Origin of the sequence: Acinetobacter sp. YH01003, assembly GCF_013420525.1 — a bacterium.
Lineage (GTDB): Bacteria > Pseudomonadota > Gammaproteobacteria > Pseudomonadales > Moraxellaceae > Acinetobacter > Acinetobacter towneri.
The window spans coordinates 1-1,940 of the sequence record NZ_VOXY01000041.1 but is presented as its reverse complement, the minus strand read 5'-3'; the positions used below and the strand labels follow the sequence as shown (position 1 = coordinate 1,940).

Annotated in this window: 2 protein-coding genes and 1 pseudogene; 1 reads left to right on the top strand and 2 read right to left on the bottom strand. The window is 46.6% G+C overall.

The genetic code is table 11. From position 1 onward, the window contains the following. Positions 1-344, bottom strand: a pseudogene (locus FTT70_RS13475) (IS6-like element IS26 family transposase); the annotation flags it as partial. Between the two features lie 129 nt (positions 345-473). Between FTT70_RS13475 and FTT70_RS13470 the strand changes: the two are divergent. Beyond that, entirely contained in the window at positions 474-1,289 is an 816-nt protein-coding gene (locus tag FTT70_RS13470) for an APH(3')-I family aminoglycoside O-phosphotransferase (protein ID WP_000018323.1), read from the top strand. Between the two features lie 136 nt (positions 1,290-1,425). On the opposite strand, the gene FTT70_RS13465 is transcribed toward FTT70_RS13470, so the two are convergent. Further along, on the bottom strand, positions 1,426-1,827 hold the full coding sequence (locus FTT70_RS13465) for a LysR substrate-binding domain-containing protein (protein WP_001183556.1): 402 nt from the start codon (positions 1,825-1,827) through the stop codon (positions 1,426-1,428). Positions 1,828-1,940: the final 113 nt, after the last annotated feature.

The window sequence follows — 1,940 nt, the reverse complement described above, 5'->3', positions numbered from 1 at the left end:
GCAGCTTTGCTGTTACGACGGGAGGAGAGATAAAAATCGACAGTGCGGCCCCGGCTGTCGACGGCCCGGTACAGATACGCCCAGCGGCCATTGACCTTCACGTAGGTTTCATCCATGTGCCACGGGCAAAGATCGGAAGGGTTACGCCAGTACCAGCGCAGCCGTTTTTCCATTTCAGGCGCATAACGCTGAACCCAGCGGTAAATCGTGGAGTGATCGACATTCACTCCGCGTTCAGCCAGCATCTCCTGCAGCTCACGGTAACTGATGCCGTATTTGCAGTACCAGCGTACGGCCCACAGAATGATGTCACGCTGAAAATGCCGGCCTTTGAATGGGTTCATGTGCAGCTCCATCAGCAAAAGGGGATGATAAGTTTATCACCACCGACTATTTGCAACAGTGCCGATAAAAATATATCATCATGAACAATAAAACTGTCTGCTTACATAAACAGTAATACAAGGGGTGTTATGAGCCATATTCAACGGGAAACGTCTTGCTCGAGGCCGCGATTAAATTCCAACCTGGATGCTGATTTATATGGGTATAGATGGGCTCGCGATAATGTCGGGCAATCAGGTGCGACAATCTATCGATTGTATGGGAAGCCCGATGCGCCAGAGTTGTTTCTGAAACATGGCAAAGGTAGCGTTGCCAATGATGTTACAGATGAGATGGTCAGACTAAACTGGCTGACGGCATTTATGCCTCTTCCGACCATCAAGCATTTTATCCGTACTCCTGATGATGCATGGTTACTCACCACTGCGATCCCCGGGAAAACAGCATTCCAGGTATTAGAAGAATATCCTGATTCAGGTGAAAATATTGTTGATGCGCTGGCAGCGTTCCTGCGCCGGTTGCATTCGATTCCTGTTTGTAATTGTCCTTTTAACAGCGATCGCGCATTTCGTCTCGCTCAGGCGCAATCACGAATGAATAACGGTTTGGTTGATGCGAGTGATTTTGATGACGAGCGTAATGGCTGGCCTGTTGAACAAGTCTGGAAAGAAATGCATAAGCTTTTGCCATTCTCACCGGATTCAGTCGTCACTCATGGTGATTTCTCACTTGATAACCTTATTTTTGACGAGGGGAAATTAATAGGTTGTATTGATGTTGGACGAGTCGGAATCGCAGACCGATACCAGGATCTTGCCATCCTATGGAACTGCCTCGGTGAGTTTTCTCCTTCATTACAGAAACGGCTTTTTCAAAAATATGGTATTGATAATCCTGATATGAATAAATTGCAGTTTCATTTGATGCTCGATGAGTTTTTCTAATCAGAATTGGTTAATTGGTTGTAACACTGGCAGAGCATTACGCTGACTTGACGGGACGGCGCTTCCCTACCCTCATGGCCGCCTCCCAGGAATCGACCCAGGTGCTTATCGTGGACATAATCCTTTACTCATAAATTTATCTTATTCCATTATTGTACCTGTCACGCAAAACTTGCAGAAAAGCCATAAACGCAGGAGAATCCTGTCGGCGGTGAGGATAATAAATATGGTAGCCGTCAAAATATGGACACCACTCGGTCAGAACAGCAATCAGCTTGCCGCTTTTGATATATCCATCTGCAACATACTCGGGAATATAGGCAATCCCCAGCCCGTCTAATGCTGCATCGAGCTGATGAATCGTGCTGTTCGCAATATATTGCCCTTTGACTTTCAGACTGAATTTCTGAGCATCTTTCTCGAATTCCCAGGCGTACAATCCACTCGTATCAGAATAGCGGACGTTAATGCAGTTGTGGTTCAAAAGATCCTGCGGCTTCCTGGGCTTAGCATAACGCTTAAAATGGCACTGTTGCAAAGTTAGCGATGAGGCAGCCTTTTGTCTTATTCAAAGGCCTTACATTTCAAAAACTCTGCTTACCAGGCGCATTTCGCCCAGGGGATCACCATAATAAAATGCTGAGGCCTGGC

Excerpts from the sequence above, each read along its gene's own strand:
- FTT70_RS13470 (WP_000018323.1), top strand. The coding sequence starts at position 474 with ATGAGCCATATTCAACGGGAAACGTCTTGCTCGAGGCCGCGATTAAAT.